Annotated in this window: 19 protein-coding genes; 1 reads left to right on the top strand and 18 read right to left on the bottom strand. The window is 75.6% G+C overall.

Features of this window, described 5'->3' with window-relative positions; all coding sequences use genetic code 11:
• Window positions 1-118: 118 nt before the first annotated feature.
• Window positions 119-301 carry a hypothetical protein gene (locus rosag_RS04120; RefSeq protein WP_284348767.1) on the top strand — a complete coding sequence of 61 codons (183 nt, stop codon included), beginning with the start codon at window positions 119-121 and terminating at the stop codon, window positions 299-301.
• Here the strand turns inward: rosag_RS04120 and rosag_RS04115 are convergent.
• From rosag_RS04115 to rosag_RS04030, 18 genes are all read right to left on the bottom strand, one after another.
• Window positions 276-947, bottom strand: a complete 672-nt coding sequence (locus rosag_RS04115) for a P-loop NTPase family protein (protein ID WP_284348766.1) — start codon at window positions 945-947, stop codon at window positions 276-278. The genes rosag_RS04120 and rosag_RS04115 overlap by 26 nt on opposite strands.
• Window positions 944-3,055, bottom strand: a complete 2,112-nt coding sequence (locus tag rosag_RS04110; RefSeq protein WP_284348765.1) for a TonB-dependent receptor family protein — start codon at window positions 3,053-3,055, stop codon at window positions 944-946. The genes rosag_RS04115 and rosag_RS04110 overlap by 4 nt, the downstream gene beginning before the upstream one ends.
• On the bottom strand, window positions 3,052-3,516 hold the full coding sequence (locus rosag_RS04105; protein ID WP_284348764.1) for a vitamin K epoxide reductase family protein: 465 nt from the start codon (window positions 3,514-3,516) through the stop codon (window positions 3,052-3,054). Before rosag_RS04105 ends, rosag_RS04110 begins: the two co-directional genes overlap by 4 nt.
• A 9-nt stretch (window positions 3,517-3,525) precedes the next feature.
• Window positions 3,526-4,470 (bottom strand): DMT family transporter, encoded by a 945-nt coding sequence (locus rosag_RS04100; RefSeq protein ID WP_284348763.1) that lies wholly within the window; start codon window positions 4,468-4,470, stop codon window positions 3,526-3,528.
• Between the two features lie 83 nt (window positions 4,471-4,553).
• Complete coding sequence (locus tag rosag_RS04095; protein ID WP_284348762.1) at window positions 4,554-5,552, bottom strand: UDP-glucuronic acid decarboxylase family protein; 999 nt, start codon at window positions 5,550-5,552, stop codon at window positions 4,554-4,556.
• A 4-nt stretch (window positions 5,553-5,556) separates the two neighbouring features.
• Window positions 5,557-7,023, bottom strand: coding sequence for a UDP-glucose dehydrogenase family protein (locus tag rosag_RS04090; protein ID WP_284348761.1), 1,467 nt, complete (start codon window positions 7,021-7,023; stop codon window positions 5,557-5,559).
• Window positions 7,024-7,138: 115 nt separating this feature from the next.
• Window positions 7,139-7,726, bottom strand: coding sequence for a histidine phosphatase family protein (locus rosag_RS04085; RefSeq protein WP_284348760.1), 588 nt, complete (start codon window positions 7,724-7,726; stop codon window positions 7,139-7,141).
• A 6-nt stretch (window positions 7,727-7,732) separates the two neighbouring features.
• Window positions 7,733-8,698 (bottom strand): glycosyl hydrolase, encoded by a 966-nt coding sequence (locus rosag_RS04080; RefSeq protein ID WP_284348758.1) that lies wholly within the window; start codon window positions 8,696-8,698, stop codon window positions 7,733-7,735.
• Window positions 8,695-9,675, bottom strand: coding sequence for a glycosyltransferase family 9 protein (locus rosag_RS04075; RefSeq protein WP_284348757.1), 981 nt, complete (start codon window positions 9,673-9,675; stop codon window positions 8,695-8,697). Before rosag_RS04075 ends, rosag_RS04080 begins: the two co-directional genes overlap by 4 nt.
• Window positions 9,672-10,508 (bottom strand): TIGR04290 family methyltransferase, encoded by an 837-nt coding sequence (locus tag rosag_RS04070; RefSeq protein ID WP_284348756.1) that lies wholly within the window; start codon window positions 10,506-10,508, stop codon window positions 9,672-9,674. Before rosag_RS04070 ends, rosag_RS04075 begins: the two co-directional genes overlap by 4 nt.
• Before the next feature lie 6 nt (window positions 10,509-10,514).
• Window positions 10,515-11,603 carry a CgeB family protein gene (locus tag rosag_RS04065; RefSeq protein ID WP_284348755.1) on the bottom strand — a complete coding sequence of 363 codons (1,089 nt, stop codon included), beginning with the start codon at window positions 11,601-11,603 and terminating at the stop codon, window positions 10,515-10,517.
• Complete coding sequence (locus rosag_RS04060; RefSeq protein WP_284348754.1) at window positions 11,600-12,700, bottom strand: CgeB family protein; 1,101 nt, start codon at window positions 12,698-12,700, stop codon at window positions 11,600-11,602. The genes rosag_RS04065 and rosag_RS04060 overlap by 4 nt, the downstream gene beginning before the upstream one ends.
• The gene (locus tag rosag_RS04055) at window positions 12,697-13,845 is read right to left on the bottom strand and encodes a CgeB family protein (protein WP_284348753.1); all 1,149 of its coding nucleotides are present in this window, start codon (window positions 13,843-13,845) and stop codon (window positions 12,697-12,699) included. The genes rosag_RS04060 and rosag_RS04055 overlap by 4 nt, the downstream gene beginning before the upstream one ends.
• Window positions 13,836-14,939 carry a glycosyltransferase family 4 protein gene (locus rosag_RS04050; protein WP_425607474.1) on the bottom strand — a complete coding sequence of 368 codons (1,104 nt, stop codon included), beginning with the start codon at window positions 14,937-14,939 and terminating at the stop codon, window positions 13,836-13,838. The genes rosag_RS04055 and rosag_RS04050 overlap by 10 nt, the downstream gene beginning before the upstream one ends.
• Before the next feature lie 38 nt (window positions 14,940-14,977).
• A complete protein-coding gene (locus tag rosag_RS04045) occupies window positions 14,978-16,030 on the bottom strand; it encodes a Gfo/Idh/MocA family protein (RefSeq protein ID WP_284348751.1) in 1,053 nt (350 codons plus the stop codon).
• Complete coding sequence (locus rosag_RS04040) at window positions 16,027-17,043, bottom strand: MDR/zinc-dependent alcohol dehydrogenase-like family protein (RefSeq protein ID WP_284348750.1); 1,017 nt, start codon at window positions 17,041-17,043, stop codon at window positions 16,027-16,029. The genes rosag_RS04045 and rosag_RS04040 overlap by 4 nt, the downstream gene beginning before the upstream one ends.
• On the bottom strand, window positions 17,040-18,119 hold the full coding sequence (locus tag rosag_RS04035; protein ID WP_284348749.1) for an NAD-dependent epimerase/dehydratase family protein: 1,080 nt from the start codon (window positions 18,117-18,119) through the stop codon (window positions 17,040-17,042). The genes rosag_RS04040 and rosag_RS04035 overlap by 4 nt, the downstream gene beginning before the upstream one ends.
• Window positions 18,120-18,163: 44 nt before the next feature.
• A complete protein-coding gene (locus rosag_RS04030; protein ID WP_284348748.1) occupies window positions 18,164-19,303 on the bottom strand; it encodes an NAD-dependent epimerase/dehydratase family protein in 1,140 nt (379 codons plus the stop codon).
• Window positions 19,304-19,557: the final 254 nt, after the last annotated feature.

Raw genomic sequence — 19,557 nt, 5'->3', positions numbered from 1 at the left:
GCGGCGAGCGCGAAGGTTACCATGGCACGCCCGACCGTTGCACCCCTGGCGGAGGGGAAAGGTCCGATAACGTGTTGTGGCGCTTCGCTCTGGACGCTCGGGGCCGTACTTTCGGGCGATGTCCGATCCCGACACGCCGCCCGTCGGCCCGTCGCCAGAGCCGTCCCCGACGCCGCCTCCCGCCCCCCCGGCCGAGCGGCCGATCCCGCGCGGCTGCAATCCGCTCGTGTTCGGGGTCGTCATGGCCACGATCCAGCTGGGCCTGACGGTCTACTTCATGGGGTGGTGCGGGTCGAGGTGAGCCCGAGCGCGCCCGTCAGGGCGCCCACCAGCGCGGCGTAGGCACCGGCCCCCCGAGTCCCAGGGGCGTAGAGCCGGGCGACCCGCTCCCGCCCCGACGGCGCGGCCAGCCGGCCGGCCGGGAGCGTCGCCGGCAGCAGCGCGTCGGGCGCCAGCGCCTCGATCTCCTCCAGCAGCGCCCATCGGTCGGCGTCGCGCGGGAGGGCGCGCGCGAGCGCGACGCGCAGCGCGGGCGGCGACGACTGCCCTGCTCGCCAGGCCGCGACCTCGCGCAGCGCGCGCCGCGCCAGCGGCGACGCGTCCACGGGCACCAGCACGACGGCGGCCCGCGCCAGCTCGGCCCGCACGGCGTCGTCCAGGCGCGGTGGCGGATCGACGACCACGAGCGCGGGCGCGTCGGCGGGCTCGGGGTCGGGTGGCGTGCCGACGTGCAGCGGCGCCGCGGCCCAGGGAAGCGCGACGGTCGCGCCGTCTCCCGCCGCGCGGGCGAGCGCGCGCGACGACGCGCCGTCCAGGTCGCGCAGCCGCGTCGCGATCCCCGCAGTGGCGGCGGCGACGGCGACGTTCAGCGCGACGGTGCTCTTGAGCGACGCCGCCCCCGCGCCGACGACGACCAGGCGGGCGGGCGAGCCTCCGGAGTCGCTCACCGTCGCCCGATCGCGCCCGCGAGGTCCGCGCCCACGTAGAGCGCGCGCGGCGTGCCCGGCTCGTAGTAGCGCGCGCCCGCCGCGTTCACGGTCACGGCCGCGTCCCACTTCACGTCGAAGACGTTGGTGACGCCCGCGAACGGCGCGAGCGACACGCCCCCGAGCCGCAGCGCGGGGCTGGCGGCACGCACGGTGGTGAGCAGCCAGCCGGGCGAGCGCGCGCGGTTGGCGTCGTCGGCCATGCTCCACGACTGCGCGCGCTGCTCGACGGCCACCAGCGCCTCGCGCGGCCCGCGCCACGTCACCGCGAGGTCGAAGCGGCGCGGCGCGACGCCAGGCACGCGCCGCCCCGCATACGAGCTGTCGCCCACCGTGTACTCGCGGAAGCGCGCGTCGAGCCCCGTGTACGCCGCACGCACCGCCACCGCCGGTCCGACGGCCAGCGTCGCCGCGGTCTCCACGCCGCGATGCACCGCGCGCCCCGCGTTGCGGAAGAACTGCCGCCCCGCGGCACCCGGCACCTCGTACGGCTGCAACGCGTCGTCGAGCCGCGCGTGGAACACGGAGAGCTGCACGCTCCCCGCGAGCAGCCGCCCGAGCGCGCCCGACGCGGTGAGGCCGCCCTCGACGCTGCGCGCGCGCTGCGGCTCCAGCTCGGGATTGAAGCCGCCCGCGCCCGTGGGACGGTTCGCGAGCTCGGTCGTCGTCGGCGTCTCGAACGCGTACGCGCCGTTGGCGTAGACGCGCAGCCACGGCGCGACGGCGACGTTCACGCCGAGCGACGGCGACGTCGCCTGCAGCGTGCGCTCACCCGAGTCGTCGGGATTCGAGGCCGACACCAACCGGTCCTCGGCCGCGAAGCGCACGCGGTCGTGCCGCAGCCCGGCGAGCAGCGTCGCGCGCGCGCCGAGCGACGCCGTCGCCTGCGCGAAGGCGGCGGCGTTGGTGACGCGCTCCAGCTGGTCCAGCGCGAGGGCGCCGCGCGCGCCCTGGTTGTTCGCGTAGTTCTGCCGGTCGTCGCGCTGGCGCTGCCACTCGCCGCCGAACGCGAGCTGCACCGGCGCCGCGCCCGAGTCGGCGCCCAGGCCCAGCGTGTACGCCGCGCGCAGCCCGCCCGCGTGCCGGTCGAGCGCGACGACGCGCACCGGGATCGGATTGTCGAGCCGCCGCGCGAGGCCGTACGCGCTGGCGTCGATCGCGCCGGGGCCGACGTCGCGCCGCCACGTCAGGCCGAGCTGTCCGTGCCGCCCCGCCTCGCCGGTCTGCTGCCTCCGGTTGTTGGCGAACGCCTGCGTGGGATCGCGGCGGCGCGCCGTGTCGGCGAGCGCGCCCGGATTCTTCGCGTCGTAGTCCACCCACGCGAAGGCCGCGCGCAGCGCGCCCGGCGCGCCGGTCCAGCCGGCGTTCGCGAGCACGCGCGTGCTGCGCTGGTCGCTGAAGTCGCGGAAGCCGTCGTACGCCAGCCGGCCCGCGGAGAGCAGCCAGTCGCCGCGCCCGTCGGCGGTGCGGCCGCCGGTCGTGCTCTGCACGCGCGTGAGCCCGTCGCTGCCGCCCACGACGCGCACGCGCTGGCCGAGCGTCGCGTCGGGCGCGGGCTCGGTCGTGAGCTGCAGCACGCCGCCCGCCGCGTTGCCGTAGAGCGCCGACGCGGGGCCGCGCACGACCTCCGCGCGCTCCAGCGCGCCCAGCTCGACGTGGTTGAGCGTCGTCTGCCCGTCGGGCATGGTCGCGGGCACGCCGTCCACCAGCACCTTCACGCCGCGCACGCCGAACTGCGTGCGCGCGCCGAAGCCGCGCACCGAGAGCTTCTCGCCGAGCGCCGCGTTGAAGCGGTTGTCGGCCTGGACGCCGGGCACTGCCCGCAGCGCCTCGTCGAGCCCGAGCCCCGGCCGCGCGCCCTGCACCTCGGCGCGCGTGGTGGCCGACACCGCGAACGGCGCGCGCACCGGGTCGAACGTCGAGCGCAGCACCGTCGTGACGACGGGCGGCAGCGCGCGCGCGGCGCTGTCGCGGCGCGCGAGCGTGTCGCGTGGCGCCGTCTGCGCGCCCGCGCCCTGTGCGCCCGCCGCCAGCGCGGCCGCGAGCGCCCCTGCCCGGCGCACGCTCACGCGGGCACCGGCGCGTCGTCCACGTCGTCCGCGTCCAGCCGCCGCAGGCGCCGCCCGTCGAGCGCGACGAGCACCGACGCGATCACGACGATGACCGCGTTGATCGCGCACCACGGGCAGAAGCTGCGCAGCACGATGAACTCGCCGTACTTGAGCCGCAGCGTGAAGAGGAGCGCGGGAAGGACGAGCGCGGAGAGCGCGACGGTGGGCCAGCGCGCATCCTCCCACCGGGGCAGCGTGCCGAGCACCGCGACGACGAACACGGCGGCCCACCCGACGGCGCCGATGAGCGCCACGTCGACGCCCAGGAACCAGCCGTAGGAGCTGAGCTGCACGACCTCGCACCCGTGCTCGGCGCCGCACGACAGCGTGCCGGCGAGCCCGATCTTCCAGAGGTGCAGGTAGAGGGCGACGATCGAGTCGACGAGCGCGACGAGCGCGACGGCCATGCGGTAGGTCATGCGGGGACGTTACCTCGCCGTCGCCGATGCCGGCAGCGGGCGCCGCACGTCCCACCACGTCTTGGCCACCGCCGCGAGGACGATCACCGCCCCGCCCACCCACGAGAGCGCGGACGGCCGCTCGCCGTGCGCGAGGTAGGCCCAGCCCGGGTTCAGCGCCGGCTCGATGAGCAGCAGCGTGGACGCCTCCAGCGCCGGCACGTGCGGCATCGCGCTGCTGAGCGCGAGGTAGGCGAGCCCGATCTGCACGACGCCCAGATAGAGCACGACCAGCCAGTCGGCGGTCCCGGCGCCGTGCACCGGCAGCGCCATCGGCAGGCAGGCCAGGAAGGCGAGCACGTTGCCCGCGACGACGGTGGTGAGCGCCGCGCCGCCCTCGGCCGACGGCGTCTCGGTCGCGGCCTCGTCGGCGGTCTCGCGCACGGGCGCCGACCGCGCCCCGCCGCGCCCCAGCCAGCGCAGGCCGAGCACCGTCGCCGCCCACGTGACGCCGCTGATCACCGCCAGGATGTTGCCACCGAGCGGGTCGGGCGCGGTCGCCTGCGGGGCGTCCTCGCCGACGAAGAAGCAGACCATGCCGAGTGCGACGACGCCCATGAACGCGACGTCGCGCCGCGTCGTGCGCTCGCCGAGCAGCGCGGGGCCGGCCAGCAGCACCCAGAGCGGCGCGGTGCTCTGCAGGAAGATCGCGTTCGCCGACGTCGTGCGCTTGTTGGCGATGACGAACAGCACCAGCGTCGCCGCGTAGACGGCGGCGACGGCGAGCACGCGCGGCGACCAGCGCGCGCGCGCGGCCGGCACGAGCAGCCACACCGCCAGCGCGGCCACGCCCGAGCGGAAGCTCGCGACCTGCCAGCTGGTGAGCGAGGCAGCCTTGATCGCCGCGCCGCCGGTGGAGAACAGCACGGCGGCGGCGATCAATCGGAGCCGGGCGTCGAGACGCGAGACGGGCATGACGAAGCGGAAGCGCGAGCGCGGACGGAGCGAGCGCGCAACCTAAGCGCCCGCGCGCGGCCGAGTCCACGTCGCGCGGGGCGTCAGCGTACGTCCGCGAGCGTCCGGCTCGCCGCGCTCGCGTCCTCGCCGAGGCGCTCCGCGAAGTGGGCGATCGTCCGTGCGAGCCCCTCGCGCAGCGGCACCGTCGGTGCCCAGCCGAGCGTCGCGCGGGCGCGGGCGATGTCGGGGCGGCGCTGCCGCGGATCGTCCTGCGGCAGCGGGCGCACCTCCACCCCGGGACGCGCGCCGGTGATCGGCGCGACGAGCGCCTGCACCAGCTCCGCCAGCTCGCGGACGGTGAACTCGTCCGGGTTGCCGATGTTCGTCGGCAGCGGCGAGTCCTCGGCGCGGTCGCGCAGGAGCAGCCGATAGAGGCCCTCCACCTCGTCGCTCACGTAGCAGAAGCTGCGCGTCTGCGCCCCGTCGCCGTAGAGCGTCAGCGGCTCGCCGCGCAGCGCCTGCACGATGAAGTTGGAGACGACGCGTCCGTCGCGCGGCCGCATGCGCGGGCCGTACGTGTTGAAGATGCGCGCGATGCGCGTGTCCACCCCGAGGCTGCGGTGGAACGCCATCGTCATCGCCTCGGCGAACCGCTTGGCCTCGTCGTAGCAGCTGCGCGGGCCGACGCTGCTGACGTGGCCCCAGTAGCTCTCGGGCTGCGGGTGCACGTGCGGGTCGCCGTACACCTCCGACGTGGAGGCGAGCAGGAAGCGCGCGCCGTGCGCGTGCGCCAGCGCGAGCGCGTGGCGGGTGCCGGCGGAGCCGACGTCGAGCGTCGCGATGGGGTGCTCGTAGTAGTCCACCGGGCTGGCGGGCGACGCGAGGTGCAGCACGGCGTCCAGCGGCCCGTGGCACGCGAGCCCGGCGGAGACGTCGCGCTCCAGCAGCTCGAAGCGCGGCTCGTGCGCCAGGTGCGCGAGGTTGCGCGCGTCGCCGGTGAGGAAGCTGTCGACGCCCACCACGTGGTGGCCGTCCGCGAGGACGCGGTCCGTCAGATGCGAGCCGAGGAAGCCGGCCGCGCCGGTGATGAGCACGCGCACGCGGTCAGGCCTCCAGCGAGGGAGACTTCGGAGTACGGCCCGCGCGGCGGCGCGCGGTCGGCACCGCGACCGACGGCACCGTCGGTGGTGCGTCGGCCGCCGCGACCGGACGCGGCAGCGCGATCGCCAGCTCGGGCGCGCGGGCCGTCACGCGGCCGATGGAGTAGTACGCGAAGCCGAGCGCCGCGAGCTTCGCCGGGTCCCACAGGTTGCGCCCGTCGACGACGATGGGCCGCGCGAGGGCCGCGCGGATGCGCGCGAGGTTCGGGTGGCGGTACTCGTTCCAGTCGGTGGCCACCACCAGCACGTCGGCGCCCTCCGCGGCGTCGTAGCTGGTCGGCGCGAAGCGGAGCCGGTCGCCCAGCTCCCGGTCCGCGTAGCGCCGCTTCGCCGCGGACATCGCGACGGGATCGTGCGCCACGACGCGCGCGCCGGCCGCCAGCAGCGCGTCGCCGAGCGCCAGCGCGGGGCTCTCGCGCAGGTCGTCCGTCTGCGGCTTGAAGGCGAGCCCCCACACCGCCACCGTCGCGCCTTCGAGCGGCACGTCGGCCGCGGCGAGCGCGGCGCGCACCTTCTCGAACAGCACGCGCTGCTGGCGCTCGTTGGCCTCGTCCACCGCGGCCAGCACGCGCAGCGGCGCGCCCACCGCCAGCCCGGTGCGCACCAGCGCCTTCACGTCCTTCGGGAAGCAGCTGCCGCCGTAGCCCGGGCCCGGAAAGAGGAACGCCGGTCCGATGCGGCCGTCCGAACCGACACCGCGCCGCACGTGGTCCACGTTCGCGCCCACGCGCTCGCAGAGGTTGGCCAGCTCGTTCATCAGCGTGATGCGCGTCGCGAGGACCGCGTTGGCTGCGTACTTGGTCAGCTCCGCGCTCGCGATGTCCATGAACAGGATCGGCTTGCCCGTGCGGACGAACGGCGCGTACAGCTCCGCCATGACGCTGCGCGCGTAGTCGCTCTCCACGCCCAGCACCACGCGGTCGGGGCGGAGGAAGTCCTCGACGGCGGCGCCCTCCTTCAGGAACTCCGGGTTGCTGCACAGGTGGAACGGGAAGCGCGCGTGCTCCGCCACGACCTCCGCCACGCGCGCCGCGGTGCCTACCGGGACCGTCGACTTGATGACGATGACGAGCTCGCGCCGCAGGTGCCGGCCGATCTCCTCGGCGACCGCGAGCACGTGCGAGAGGTCGGCCGAGCCGTCCGAGCCGGGTGGCGTGCCGACGCCGATGAACACGACCTCCGCGTCGGTGAGCGCCGCCGGCAGGTCGGTCGTGAAGGCGAGCCGGCCATGCGCGCGGTTGCGGCGCACGAGCTCCTCCAGCCCGGGCTCGTAGATGGGCAGCACGTCGCGCTGCAGGTCGGCGATCTTCGCCGCGTCCACGTCCACGCAGGCGACGTCATGGCCGGTCTCCGCGAGACACGCGCCGACGACGAGGCCCACGTACCCGGTGCCGATCACGGTGATGTGCACGAGCGTTGGGTCTCCGGTTGGGACACGGCACGTCCCGGCGATCCGGCCGGTGCGGTGCCGCGACTGCTGTGTCTCGCACACCACGCGCGGGTGCGCACGATGGTCGTTCGCGTCGTCAGGCGCACACGTTGACCGCGAGCACGCGCGCCCCCCACGGCTGCAGCTCCGCCTCGCTCACGGACGCGGGCGCGAGCTCCAGCCGGTGCTGCAGGTCCAGCGGCACGCCGAGCAGGTGCCCGAGCACGGCCTTCAGCACGTCGGCATGGCTCACGAGCGCCACGCGTGCGTCGGGCTGCTCCGCGGCGAGCCGCAGCACCACGGCGACCGCGCGCGCCTGCGCCTCCAGCGCGAGCTCGCCGTCCGGCGCGCGCGTCCCGCTGCGGTAGCTGTTGAAGTGCGTCCATCCGGGCTCGTCGTGCAGCCCGTCGATCGCGCGGCCCGTCCACCGGCCGAACGCCAGCTCGGTGAGCCCGGGCTCGACGCGCGGCGTGATCCCGTGCGGCCGCGCGACGGTCACCGCCGTCTCCACCGCGCGCGCCAGCGGGCTGCTGTGCACCGCCGTCAGCCGCGCACCCGCCAGCCGCATCGCCAGCGCCGCGGCCTGCGCACGCCCCTCGGCGTTCAGGCACACGCGCGGCGTGCGGCCGGACAGCGAGCGCCCCACCGGGTCGCACATCGCGTGGCGCACGAGATAGAGATGCATGGTCGCTCAGGGGAGCGCCGCCTCGACGACGTCGCGGCTGACCACGAGCGGCGTCGCAGCCGCGTCGCTCACGTCCGCCGTGGGGGTGGGCTCGTGCGCCACGTAGCGCCGCACCATCGTCTCCGCGAACGCCGCGAACTCCTCGACGTCCTGCGGAGGGCTCGTGTGGTGCGGCCGCAGCCCGCGCGACGGCGGCGTGAAGCAGAGCGTGACGGTGACGTCGAACTCCGCGAGCGCCGCCATCTGCCGGTCGAACCACGCCGCCGCGTTCGGGCGGTGCCAGTCCGCCCACGAGAGCCCCGTGCGCAGCCGCCGCACGCCGAGGCGCCGCAGCCACTCCACCGCGAGGTCCAGCCGGTGGTCCTCGAAGTGGAACCACTGGCAGATGCCGAGGCGCGGATCGAAGTGCTCGACGGCGGGCTTCGGCGTCCCGTCGTCGCGCACGAGGCCCATGTAGAAGTGGCGGTAGTACGCGCTCCCCTCGCTCTCGCGGTGGCGCGTGGTCGCCTCCCACGTCGCGGGCAGATCGAGCAGCGAGTACCAGTAGACGCGGTCCACGCGGTCCGCGAGCAGCTCCGTGGTGCGCCGCAGCCCGAAGGTCTGCACCTCGTCGGCGCCGAACGTCGACACGCCGACCTCGGTGACCCACACGGGCTTCGCGGTCACGGCCTCGATCTCCGCGATCTTCGCCGGCCACTCCTCCAGCTTCCAGTGGTTCCAGTCGAGCGGGAAGCCGTGCACCGCGACAGCGTCCACGTGCGCGAGCAGCCCGTGGCCCTCCACGAGGCGCAGCCAGCCGGCGTCGATGGGCGACATGCCGCCGAGCACCACCGGCAGGTCAGGGGCGACGGCCTTGATGCGCCGCGCGGCGCGCACCGACATGTCGCTGAACGCCTCCCACCGCGGATCGATGTGGAAGTCCCAGTGCGACTGGTTGTTCGGCTCGTTCCAGAGCTTGACGGCTTCGATCATGGGACGATGGGAGGATCGAGCGGTGCATCCAGGATCGGTCGTGGCGCGCGCGCGAGCTGCGCGAGCGCCGCCGCCACGCGCGCCACGACGGGCGCCCACGCGCCGGGCGCGTGCTGGCGGAACAGGCGCGCCGTCGGGTACCAGGGGCTGTCGTCGCGGCCCGTCATCCAGCGCCAGTCGGCGTCGTGCGGGAGCAGCACCCACACCGGGACGCCGAGCGCGCCGGCGAGGTGCGCGGGCATGCTGTCGATGGTCACGACGAGGTCGAGCGCCCGCATCGTGCGCGCGGCCTCGTACACGTCGTCCGAGCCGGCGTCCAGGCCGAAGTCGGGCGCGCACGCCGCGCGCGCCGGACCGCGCTGCAGCACGTGCAGCGCGACGCCGGCGACGTCGGCCAGCGGCGCGAGCAGCTCGACCGGGATCGAGCGGCGCTCGCGCGCCCAGTCGCCGCTCTCCCACACGAGCCCGACCGCGAGCCGCTCGCCGCGCGCCAGCGGCGCGGGCGGCACGTGCAGGTACGGCACCGCGCCGCCGACGGTCCCGGGCGCGGCACGGACGACGTGGGCCAGCTCCATCACCTCCACGTCGACGTCGTACGCCGCCTCGGGCGCGCCGTCGTGGAGCGGCAGCAGCCGGTCGATGCCGGGCGCGGTGGCGAGCAGCCGCAGGAGCGCCGGCTGCGCCCACAGCGTCACCTCGGCCGCGCGGGCGCGGACCTGGGGCAGGAAGCGCACGAACTGCAGCGTGTCGCCCAGCCCGTGGTAGCAGCGCACGAGCACGCGCCGGCCGTCGACCGGCGAGCCGTCCCACACCCACTGCTCGTGTCGCGGCAGGTGCCAGCAGCGCGTCGCGCCGCGCTCGCGCAGCACGTCGTCGCACACGCGCCACGCCTGCTCCCACGCCCCCTCCCGCATCGCGCGCCCCCACGCATCCGGGTCGACGGCGGGCGCGGCGACTCGCTCGACGCCGGCGCTCACGCCCCGCCCTCGGGCGGCCCACCGGCGCGCCAGGCGCAGCCCGTGGCGGCCAGCAGCTCCGCGCGCCCACGCCCGCGCGGCCACACGGCGGCCGCCGGGTCGGGCTCGCAGAGATACATCTCGTGCGCCGGCCGCCCGGTCACGCGCAGGCCGCTGCTGCGGAGCATCGCCTCGACGGCGGCGTGGTTGGGCGCCCACCAGTTCGTCTCGTCGCCCGCGAACGGATGCTCGAGGAAAGCCATGCGCGGCCAGCCCGGCGCCAGGAAGTCGTCGCGGTCGTCCACGCTGCGATAGCGCGCCGTGTCCGGATGCACCTCGGTGCCCGGCATCGTGAGCGTCTGGAACACCAGCAGCCGGCGTACCGTCTCGGCCACGATGTCGAGGCCCAGCATCGGATAGCGGAGGTGGTAGAACACGCCCATGAACAGCACGAGGTCGAACTGCGCGCCGATGTGCGCGAGGTCGTAGACCTGCGCCTGCCGGAAGCGCACGCGGTCGGCGAGCCCGAACTCGCGCGCGGCCCACTCGGCCTGCCGCAGGAAGAGCGGCTCGACGTCGATGCCCGTGACCTCGGCGCCGCGCTTCGCCAGCTCGAAGCTGTAGAAGCCCGCGTTGCACCCGATGTCGAGCGCCGTCCAGCCGCGCAGGTCGTGCGGGAGCGCGGGCGCGAGCTCGCGCCACTTGAACGCCGGGAAGTCGCCGAGCGCGTGGCCCGGCGCCGTCTGCGCCCCGTCGGGCAGGTGCAGGTTGTGGAACCACGGGCCCAGGGCGAGGATCTCGCCCTCGCGCGCCTTGGTCGGCGCGGTCGCGAACTGCTGGAGCAGGCTGGTCATGGCGCCTCAGGCGAGATGGCCCGCGAGGAGCTCGGACACGTACCCCTCGAGCTCCGCGGCGCGGTGCGCCGCGGTGTGGGAGGCGAGCACGCGCGCCCGCGCGGCGGCGCCGAGCGCGAGCCGCTCGTCCTCGGGCATGCCGCGCACGGCGCGCAGCGCGTCGTCCGGATCGTGCGCGACGAGGATCTCCTCGCGTACGCGGAGCACGTCGTCGAGCCCCTCCCACCAGTCGCTCACGATGGGCGTGCCGCACGCCGCCGCCTCGAACAGCCGCACGCTCGGCGACCAGCCGGCGGCCACCATGTCGGCGCGCGTCACGTTCAGCGTGAAGCGCTGCGCGTTGTAGAACGCGCGGTGCTCGCGCGGCGCGAGGTGCATCACCCGCTCCACGTTCCCGGGCCACGCGAGCGACTCGGGGTACTGAGGCCCGGCGACCACGAAGCGACCGGCGTCCCAGCGGCGCGCCGGCTCCAGGAGCAGGCGCTCCAGCGTCGGCTGCCGGTCGTCGCTGTAGGTGCCCATGTAGCCCAGGTCCCAGCGCATCGGCGCCGCGTCCGGGTAGTAGAGCGCCGGGTCGACGGAGCAGTAGAGCGGCCGCGCCATCGGCGAGCCGAGCTCGCGCTCCAGCCGATCGAGCGTCGGGCCGCCGGTGAAGGAGAGGTACAGGTCGTAGCGGGCGACCAGCGCCGGCGTCACGTACTCGTGCTCGCCCCGCGCGAGCTTCGCCAGCGTCACCGGCGTGTCGATGTCGTAGAACGCGACCGCGCCGCGCGCCGTGGCGGTCACCCACTCGCCCACCGCCACGCCGTCCGGCACGTACGAGCCGACGATCACGACGTCCGCATCGCGCACGCGCTCCGCATGGCACGCCGTCAGCTCCGCCAGCGACGCGTAGAGGATCGTGCGGCAGCCCGCGGGCGCCGGCTGGTCGCGGTTGTCCGCGTACCACGGCACGTCGCGCTCGAGGAAGGTGACCGCGTGCCCGCGCGCGGCCAGCCCGCGCACGAGGCCGCGGTAGGTCGTCGCGTGGCCGTTCCCCCACGACGACGTGATGGAGAGCCCGAGGACGACGATGGAGAGCGGGGTGCCGGTCATCGGGCGATCGCCTCCACGACGTCGGCGCGCTCGGCGCCCTCCAGCACCGCCTCCACCTGGGCCGCGCGATGCGCGTACGTGTGCGACGCGAGGACGCGCCGGAGCGCCGCGTCGCCGATGGCGCGCGCGCGCGCCGGCGTGAGCGCGTCGAGGTGCGCCGCCACGGCGTCGCCGTCCTCCGCCACGAGGATCTCGCGCCCGGGCTCGAGGAACTCGTCGATGCCCTGCCAGGCGTCCGTGATCTGGCAGGCGCCGGCGCCCGCGGCCTCGAACAGGCGCGTCGCCGGCGACCAGCCGTTGCGCACCATGCTGTCGCGGTGGACGTTGAGCACCGCGAGCGCGGAGCAGTTCACCGCGTTGTGGTCGCCGGTGTAGACGTGGCCCACGTACGCCACGTTCGCGGGCATCGGCCGGTCGTGCCAGCCGTTGCCGCCGAGCAGGAAGCGGCGGTCCGCCGCCGCCGCGGCGGCGCGGAAGAAGAACGCGTCGACGCGCGCCTCGCGGTCGGGCAGCCGGTTGGCGAGGAAGGCGAGGTCGCACGCGAAGCGCGCGTCGCGCGGCACCGGGTGATGCGTGGCGGGATCGAGCGCGTTGTACACGGGCACGCAGGCGCGCGCGCCGAGCGCGTGGTAGGCCGCGACCACGGGATCGCCGCCGCCGTAGGTGAGCACCAGGTCGTAGCGCGGGACGAGCGCGCGGAAGGGATCGGCCTCGTCGGCGCGCACCCGCTCCAGCGTCGCGGGCGCGTCCACGTCCCAGAACGCCACCAGGGACCCCGGCCGCCGCAGCGCCAGCACCTCGCGCTCCAGCAGCTCATCGAACACGCCCACGCCGCTCGCCTTCACGACGAGGTCCGCGCCGCGCGCGTCCTCGAGCGCGCGCGACACCCCGTCGGTCCCCTCGCCCGCGTAGACCACCACGCGCGCGTAGTCGGGATCGGGAATGTCGCGGTGCCGCTGCCGCTCGTACGCGTCCGGCTCGTAGAAGGTCACGTGGTGGCCGCGGGCGTGCAGCGCGCGCACGATGCCGCGGTAGTACGTGGCCGCGCCGTTCCAGTAGGCGGAGACGAGGCTGGAGCCGAAGAAGGCGATTCTCATGCGGGCGAGTGGGTGGCGGTGAGCGCCGCGGGCTCCGTCTCCACGCCGAGCGCGCGCGCGACGTCCAGCAGCTCGTCCACGCGGTGCGCGCAGGTGTGCCGCGCGAGGACGGTGGCGCGGCCGCGCGCGGCGAGCGCCGCGGCCATGTCGTGGTCGGCGAGCAGCGCCCGCAGGTGCCGGCGCATCGCCGCGCCGTCGCGCGCGACGAGGAAGTCCTCGCCCGGCGCGAACAGCCCCTCGACGTCGTCCCACGGCGCCGAGACGAGCGGGATCCCGCACGCCAGCGCCTCGAACACGCGGATGGTCGGCACGCCCGGGAGCGCACGCACGTAGGGGCGCCGGGGCACGTGCACGGTCGCGGGGAAGCGCGCGAACGCCTGCGGGGCCTCGTGGTTCGGCAGCCACCCCGCGTACGCGATGCCGGCATCGGCGAGGGCGGCGCGCGCGTGCTCCGGATACCGCACGCCATGGATGCGCGCGCGCAGCCCGAGGTCGCGCACCGGCTCGATCAGGAACTCGCGCAGCTCCTCGCTGCGCTCGTCGTCGCCCCAGTTGCCGATCCACACGAGGTCGCCCTCGCACGGCGCACCGGGAATCGGATGGAAGACGCGGTGGTCGGCCGCCTCGTGCCAGGTCCACGCACGCGACGCCCAGCCCTCGCGCAGGTACACCTCGCGCACCGCGTCGCCGAACGCGAGCACCCCGTCGTAGTCCGACAGGTCGTACGCGTCCATCGCCGTGCGCTCCGTGACCGAGCGATGGTGCGTGTCGTGGAAGAGCAGCCGCCACGGCGCGCCCGCGCGACGCCGCGCGCCCAGCCGCGCCACCAGCGCGGGGTCGTTCCACTCGTGCACCAGCACGAGGTCCGCGCCGTCGAGCGCCGCGTCGAGCGCGGCGTCGTCCGGCCCGCCGGCCGCGTACACGTGGCGCACGTCGGCCAGCGCCGGATAGGCGCGCAGCCAGCCCTCCAGCGCCTCCGGCCCGCGCTCGGCCACCAGGTTCGCGGCGCTCCACGCGTCGGCGGGCTCCCAGCTCGCGACCTCGTGCCCGCGCGTCCGCAGCTCGCGCGCGACGCCGCGCAGGAAGTGGGCGTTGCCGTGGTTCCAGTCGGAGGCCAGCGAGTGGCAGAAGACGATCACGCGCATGCGGCCACCTCCCGCTCGCCGGCGCGCGCCGCGGCGTCGTAGGCCGCGAGGTGGCCGTCCGCCATGCGCGCCGGCGAGTAGTCCGCCGCGCGGCGCCGCGCGCGCCTCGCGAGCGTCACGCGTCCGGCGTCGTCGGCCATCAGCCGCGCGATCGCGGCCCGCAGCGCGGACACGTCGTCCGGCGGCACGTACGTCGCCGCGTCGCCCCACACCTCGCGCAGGCTCGGCACGTCGCCGAGCACCAGCGCGCATCCGGCCTGCGCGGCCTCCAGCGCCGAGAGGCCGAACGGCTCGTAGCGCGCGGGCAGCGCGTACACGGCGGCCCGCGCCATCCACGCGCCGAGCTCCCGCGGCGGCAGCGTGCCGAGCCACCGCACGTTGGTCGCGTCCGTCCCGGTCCCGCATGCGTCGCCGCCGCGCGCGCCGGCGGGCGGCGACGCGTCGCCGGCTACCGCGAGCGTCCACGCCTGCCCCGCCGACGCCTCGACCGCCGCGCGCACGTTCTTCGCCGCGTCCCAGAGCCGGCCGGCCGTCAGCACCAGCGGCTCCTTCTCGCCCGGCGCCGCGAGCGGCGTGCGACCATTCGGCACGACGCGCGCGTGCGGCACCGGCCCGTAGTGCTCCCGCAGCGCGTCCGCCATCGCGCGCGTCGGCGCGACCACTGCGGCGGCTCCCGCGAGCCCGACGCGCACCGCCTCGCGATACCGGTCCCACGCGGGCGGCGCATCGACGCCGTGCACCGCGCGCCACCACGAGCGCACGCACGAGTGCGCGACGACGAGCGCGGGCGCGCGCCACGGCAGCGCGCCGTGCGCGTAGCCGTTCAGGTGCACGACGTCGGGCCGCAGCGTGCGCTCCAGCTCCAGAAGCCAGTCGCCCGCACGCGCCACGTCGTCCCACGGCGCATCCATCCACTCCAGGCGGTACTCGCTCTCGTGCAGCGTGAGCGTGGGCACGTGCGCGGCGGCCGCGCGCTGCGCGGCGGTCGGCCGCGGGCCCATCGTCGCGAGGTGCACCTCCACGCCGTGCGGCGCCAGCGCGCGCGCCAGCTCCAGTGCGTAGCTCCAGACGCCGCCGACGGCGTCGGCCGTCATGAGCACGCGCCCATGCGACGCCCGCGCTCGTGCGCCGGTCACGGTCCCACCTCCGCGCGGCCGTAGATGCCGTCGAGCGCGGCCGCGACCTCGACGATCCGCTCGACGTCGGGATCGAACCGAGCGCCGGAGGCGAGCGCGCGCGCCCACGCGACGGCCGCGCGCCCGCCCCACGCATCGGGCGGCTCGGCCAGCGTCGCGCGCGCGGTGCCGCGGAAGCGCTGCGCGACGAAGTCGTAGAACGACCCGTCCACGTTGCGAAGCGCGGCGCCGCCCTCGGTGCCGTAGAACGCGGCCTCGATCACCGCGTCCTGTCCGGCGCTCAGGTGCCAGGAGCAGGCGAGGCGCACGGTGGCGCCGGTCGCCAGCTCGAGCGTCGCGACCGCGTGGTCCTCGACCTGACGCGCGGGGTCCGCGAGCGCGCGGCCCTGCGCGTACAGCCGTCCGTCGACGCGACGCACCGCGGGCCACCCGAGCGTCCACAGCGCGAGATCGACGAGGTGGATGCCGAGGTCGATGACGCACCCGCCGCCGGCGAGCGCGGGATCGCGGAACCACGCCTTGTCCGGTCCGTACGCGTTGTGGAACACGAGGTCCACCGCGTACACCGCGCCGAGCGCGCCCTCCCGCACCAGGTCGCGCACCGCGCGCGCGCCGGCCGTGTGGCGGTACGAGAGGTCGACGCCCAGCAGCCGGTCGGCGGCGCGCGCCGCATCCACCACGCGGCGCGACTCGGCGGCGGTGCGCGCGAGCGGCTTCTGGCAGAACACCGCGCATCCGCGCTCCAGCGCCGCGATGGCCTGCGGCGCGTGCAACGCGCTCGGCGTCGCGATCACGAGGCCGTCCAGCTCGAGATCCAGCAGCGCGTCCAGCGATCCGACCACGCACGCACCGGGTACGGCGTCCGCCGCCTGCGCGGCCGCGTCGGGCGAGGCGTCGGCGATGGCGGCGACGGTCGCGCAGCCGTCCGCCGCGATGGCCTGCATCCGATGACGCCCGATCCAACCGGTGCCGAGGAAGCCCAGGCGCGGAGGCGTCGCGCGCGGCGGCGCGAGGCTCGGCGTCGCGAGCTGCAGCGTCGCGTCGCTCATGCGGTCACCAGCGCCTTGAGGAACCCGTCGGGGCGCCTGCGCGTCGCCTCGAACGCCGCGGCCAGCCCGTCGAGCGGATGGCGGTGCGTGTAGAGCGGATCGGGATCGAGCCGCCCCGCGGCCACCGCCTCGACCGCCTCGCGGATGCCCGCGACGTACGCGCGCGGGTCGCGCTCGTGCGCGTTGATCACGTCCAGCCCGCGCCAGTTCCAGAGGAACATGTTGACCTGCCGCGGTCCGTCCTGGTGGAAGCCGGCCACGACCAGCCGCCCGCGCTCCGCCGTGAGCTCGCCCGCCAGGTCGAGCGGCCACTGGAGCCCGACGCACTCGATCGTGCGGGCGCACATGGCGCCCGCGGTCAGCGCCTTCACACGCTCGATCACGCGCCAGTGATCGTCCATCGGCACCAGCTCGTGCGCGCCGAACTGCCGCGCCACGTCGAGCGCGAACGGCCGGCGCGAGACGGCGATCACGCGCGCGCCCGCGTCGGCGGCCAGGCGGCAGAGCAGCGCGCCGAGGAAGCCGACACCGACGATGGCGACGTCCTGCCCGGCCTCGATGCCGGCGCGCCGGGCGATGTTGAACGCGCACCCCAGCGGCTCGCCGGGGAACGGCCGGCCCGTGAGCGCGTCGGGCAGCGGCACCACGTGGTCGGCCGCGGCGACGTCGTGCGTGGCGTAGGCGGCGTACGACAGCGCGGCCACCCGCTGCCCGACGCGCAGCCCGCGCACGCCGTCGCCCAGCGCGTCGATCACGCCCCATCCCTCGTGCCCGGGCGCGCCGGGGGCCGCGGGGTAGGTGAACCACTCGCGCCCCTCCCACAGCGGCAGGTTGGACGCGCACACGCCGCTGCCCTCCAGCGCCACGCGCACCTGGCCCGGGCCGGGCGCGGGCGCCTCGACCGCGCGCAGCTCCACCACTCCCGGCGCGGTCAGCACGCAAGCACGCGCGGACGCGCCCGCGGCGTCGCCGCGCCGGACGCCCCACGCGGCACGCTCGAGGCTCGTGGTCACGCGGCCGCTCCCGCGTGCAGCGCCGGCGCACCGGCGCGCGACTCCACCAGCCAGGCGTACAGCCGCTCGACCCCGTCGGCCACGCCCGTGCGCGGCGTCCAGCCCGTCGCGGCCGCGAAGGCGCGCACGTCCGAGACGTAGTAGCGCTGGTCACCCGTGCGCCACTCGTCGAAGGTCACCGACGGCGCCTCCCCGCGCAGCACCGCGATGCGCTCCACGAGCTCGACGAGCGACGTCGTGTTCGCGGGCCCGCCGCCGATGTTGAAGGCGCGCCCCGCCAGCTCGTCCACGTGGCCGACGGCGCGCAGCATCGCGTCCACCAGGTCGTCGACGTACAGGACGTCGCGCACCTGCATGCCGTCGCCGTACAGCACGATCGGCCGCCCCTCGATCGCGCGGATCAGGAAGTGCGCGACCCACCCCTGGTCCTCGGTCCCGAACTGGTGTGGGCCGTAGATGCAGCTCATGCGGAAGACGACCGCGCGCAGGCCGTACGAGCGCGCGTAGTCGAGCACGTACTGGTCGGCGGTGCCCTTGCTGCAGCCGTACGGGCTGTGGAAGTCGAGGCGGCGGGCCTCCCCCACCCCGTACGCCGCGACGTCGGCGTCGACCGGCCCGTAGCGGCGCCCGTCGATCCCGATCGCCACGTCGGCGAGATCGCCGTAGACCTTGTTGGTGCTGGTGAAGAGCAGCGGCGGCGGGTCGCTCCGCTCGCGCAGCGCCTCCAGCAGGTTGAGCGTGCCGCGCGCGTTGACCTCGAAGTCGTCCACCGGATCGACGAGCGAGGTCGTGACCGCCACCTGCGCGGCGAAGTGGAACACGGCCGCCGCGTCGCGCGCCGCCCGCACGACGGCGTCGCCGTCGCGCACGTCGGCCACTATCGCGCGCACCCGGTCGCCGTGCGTCGCGCGCAGCCATGCGAGGTTCCGGTCGACGCCGGCGCGCGACAGGTTGTCGAGCACGACGACCTCGCGCCCGGCGCGCAGCAGCCGGTCGGCGACGTTGCAGCCGACGAAGCCCGCACCGCCGGTGATCAGCACCGGTCCGTCGCCGACGGCGCGCGAGAGGTCCGCCACCGTCCGGTCCTGCGCCGTCCGGTCCGTCAGTTCGCGCGCGCGTCTCATACGGTCAGCCCCCGCGCGGCCAGCTCCGCGCTCGCCTCGGCAACCCGGTCGGCGGCCGTCTGCCCCTCCAGCCACTCGGCGAGCTCCACGAGCCCGTCCTCGAGCGGCACGGCGGGCGCGTAGCCCAGCACGTCGCGCGCGCGCGCGACGTCGGCGACGCAGTGGCGGATGTCGCCGACCCGGTAGCGGCCGGTGATCTCCGGCGCGACGTACCCCTTGCCCAGCGCGCTCGCCATCCGCTCGGCGATCTCGCGGATGGAGTAGCGCCGGCCGCTGCCGACGTTGAAGACCTGCCCGTCGGCGTCCGGCGCCTCCAGCGCGAGCCGGCACGCGCGCGCGACGTCGTAGACGCTCACGAAGTCGCGCTGCTGCAGGCCGTCCTCGAAGACCATGGGCGCGCGATCGTTGAGGTAGCGCGACGCGAAGATCGCGAGCACGCCGGTGTACGGGTTCGACAGCGCCTGCCGCGTCCCGAACACGTTGAAGAAGCGCAGCGCCACGGTCGGGATGCCGTAGGCGCGCCCCACCATCAGGCACATCCGCTCCTGGTCGTACTTCGACAGCGCGTAGACGCTCGCGAGCGACGGTGGCTTGGTCTCCGGCGTCGGGAGCGGCTCGAGCGGCCGGCCCTGCGCATCGCGCGGCTCCCAGTCGCCGGCCACGAGCTGCTCGCGGGTCCGCTCCACGTCGGTGACGAGCGCGCCGTCAGGCGCGCGGTAGAGTCCCTCGCCGTAGAGCGACATGCTGGACGCGACGACGAGCCGCTGCAGCGGCGCCGTGCGCCCGCGGGCCACGATCGCCTCGAGCAGCACCGCGGTCCCCATGTTGTTGACGTCGGTGTACTGGGCGATCTCGTACATGCTCTGTCCGACCCCGACCGCTGCCGCGAGGTGAAAGACCGCGTCGACGCCGTCGAGCGCACGTCGCACCGCAGCCGGATCGCGGACGTCTCCCACCTGCAGCTCCACGTCGGCGTGCAGGTACTCGGGCCGGCGGCCGGCCTCGCCGGCGGCGCCGTGCACCTGCGGCAACAGGCTGTCGAGCGCGCGCACGCGATGCCCGGCGCGCAGCAGCTCGTCCGCCAGGTGCGAGCCGATGAATCCGGCGCCGCCGGTGATCAGGATGTGCTGACCCATGTGCCTCCCGTTCGGGCCCCGCGCTGCCGCGCCGTGTGGGCGATGCAGGCGCGCGGCCGGGGTGCGAAGGTGCCGATCGCGACGTCGCCGTCCGACTGCGGCGCATCGAGGGCACGAGTTCGTCGGCACGCGTGCAATTCGGACGCCATGCATCTACTTACGTTGCCGATTCCTTGGGATCGCAGTAATGGGAAGCACGTGCTTGCGATCCAATGGCACGCGCTTTCGAGCGTATGTAGATGAACGTCGCCGAT

This window comes from Roseisolibacter agri (genome assembly GCF_030159095.1).
Lineage (GTDB): Bacteria > Gemmatimonadota > Gemmatimonadetes > Gemmatimonadales > Gemmatimonadaceae > Roseisolibacter > Roseisolibacter agri.
This window is presented reverse-complemented; position numbering and strand designations above follow the sequence as displayed.

Excerpts from the sequence above, each read along its gene's own strand:
- rosag_RS04065 (WP_284348755.1), bottom strand. The coding sequence starts at position 11,603 with ATGACCGGCACCCCGCTCTCCATCGTCGTCCTCGGGCTCTCCATCACG.
- rosag_RS04080 (WP_284348758.1), bottom strand. The coding sequence starts at position 8,698 with ATGATCGAAGCCGTCAAGCTCTGGAACGAGCCGAACAACCAGTCGCAC.
- rosag_RS04055 (WP_284348753.1), bottom strand. The coding sequence starts at position 13,845 with ATGCGCGTGATCGTCTTCTGCCACTCGCTGGCCTCCGACTGGAACCAC.
- rosag_RS04030 (WP_284348748.1), bottom strand. The coding sequence starts at position 19,303 with ATGGGTCAGCACATCCTGATCACCGGCGGCGCCGGATTCATCGGCTCG.
- rosag_RS04105 (WP_284348764.1), bottom strand. The coding sequence starts at position 3,516 with ATGACCTACCGCATGGCCGTCGCGCTCGTCGCGCTCGTCGACTCGATC.
- rosag_RS04100 (WP_284348763.1), bottom strand. The coding sequence starts at position 4,470 with ATGCCCGTCTCGCGTCTCGACGCCCGGCTCCGATTGATCGCCGCCGCC.
- rosag_RS04085 (WP_284348760.1), bottom strand. The coding sequence starts at position 7,726 with ATGCATCTCTATCTCGTGCGCCACGCGATGTGCGACCCGGTGGGGCGC.
- rosag_RS04070 (WP_284348756.1), bottom strand. The coding sequence starts at position 10,508 with ATGACCAGCCTGCTCCAGCAGTTCGCGACCGCGCCGACCAAGGCGCGC.
- rosag_RS04060 (WP_284348754.1), bottom strand. The coding sequence starts at position 12,700 with ATGAGAATCGCCTTCTTCGGCTCCAGCCTCGTCTCCGCCTACTGGAAC.
- rosag_RS04120 (WP_284348767.1), top strand. The coding sequence starts at position 119 with ATGTCCGATCCCGACACGCCGCCCGTCGGCCCGTCGCCAGAGCCGTCC.
- rosag_RS04050 (WP_425607474.1), bottom strand. The coding sequence starts at position 14,939 with ATGACGGCCGACGCCGTCGGCGGCGTCTGGAGCTACGCACTGGAGCTG.
- rosag_RS04045 (WP_284348751.1), bottom strand. The coding sequence starts at position 16,030 with ATGAGCGACGCGACGCTGCAGCTCGCGACGCCGAGCCTCGCGCCGCCG.